Source organism: Lysinibacillus sp. BSL11 (assembly GCF_052928325.1).
Genome location: NZ_JAVGCX010000040.1, coordinates 1 through 1,462, shown reverse-complemented (window position 1 = coordinate 1,462; position 1,462 = coordinate 1). Strand labels below are relative to the sequence as shown.

Annotated in this window: 1 protein-coding gene; it reads left to right on the top strand. The window is 38.2% G+C overall.

The features are described 5' to 3' along the window. The first annotated feature begins 94 nt into the window (after nt 1-94). Nucleotides 95-1,425 (top strand): IS3 family transposase gene (locus RCJ95_RS23715; RefSeq protein WP_423203050.1). Its coding sequence is split into 2 segments (ribosomal slippage): nt 95-482 and nt 482-1,425, totalling 1,332 coding nucleotides; the frame shifts between segments, so codons are not numbered across the junction. Nucleotides 1,426-1,462: the final 37 nt, after the last annotated feature.

Below are 1,462 nucleotides of genomic sequence, written 5' to 3'. Positions count from 1 at the left end.
TAAACTGTACCCTATAAGATAGACACTTGAAAAAGGTCATCTTATAGGGCATTTTTGTTTATAATTGAAAAAAACAAGATTCGGAGCCACTACTATGACTAAGAACTTTTTAACACCCCACCAACAAAATGAATTAAAAAAGAATCCTTATGTAAAAGCTGTGAGCGATAAAGCGATTACGTATACGGATGAGTTTAAACGCTTATTTATTGCACAATCTGAAACAGGAAAATTACCAAGAGAAATTTTTGAAGAAGCGGGATTTGACGTGGAAGCGATTGGTATAACACGTATTCACAGAGCAGGTACTAGGTGGAGAACAGCTTATAAAAAACGAGGAATCACCGGTTTAGAAGATTCTCGAAAACACAGTACAGGACGTCCTATCGAGCGAGAATTAAGTATAGAGGAAAAGTATGCACGACTTGAAGCAAAAATGCGTTTACTAGAAGCGGAAAACGAACTATTAAAAAAGGTCGATTTACTCGAAAGGCAGATGTTGAAAAAGAAATAAAACTCGCACCAGAACTGAAATTTGAACTGATTGGTCAAACGATTGAAACGTATGGATTGAAGCGAATGGTACGCTATCTTTGTGAAGTGTTGGAGGTATCACGCTCAGGCTATTATAACTATTTTAAGGAAGAATCTCTTCAAAAAAGAGCGATGAAACACCAAGCAGATGAAGTCGTAAAGGAAGTGATTTTAAAAGCGTATCGATTCCGACGACGTCACAAAGGAGCACGTCAAATCAAAATGACGCTTCACCATCAATATGGTATTACCTATAATCTGAAGCGAATTCGCCGCATTATGAAGAAGTTCGGGGTTATCTGTCCAATTCGTAAAGCGAATCCTTACCGTCGTCTAGCCAAAGCCACACAAGAACATCGTACGTGTCCACATATGCTCGAACGCCAATTTAAACAAGGCGTGGCTGGTAAAGTCCTCTTAACAGATATCACGTATTTGACATATAAAAATGGTAAACGTGCTTATTTATCAACGATTAAAGACGCTGAGACGAATGAGATTTTGGCGTATGAAGTAGCAGCTAGCATCACAATGGAAATTGTGCTCCACACTTTGAAAAAATTGAAAAAGCTAAAGCATCTAGCTCAGGACGCCCTCATCCATTCAGACCAAGGTTTTCATTATACCAATCCAGCGTTCCAAAAACTCGTGAAACAAATGGGCTTAGGTCAATCGATGTCACGCCGAGGAAACTGTTGGGACAACGCACCTCAAGAATCATTCTTTGGGCATTTTAAAGATGAGACGAATATAAAAGATTGTGAGACATTAGAAGATGTAAAAAAAGAAGTGAAAAGCTATATGATCTATTATAACCATTATCGAGGTCAGTGGAATTTAAAAAAGCTGCCGCCTGTAAAATACAGACTGCAGCTTCAAGAAGTTGCCTAACCTTTTTCAAAATGTCCTTTACAAAGGGTACAGTTTA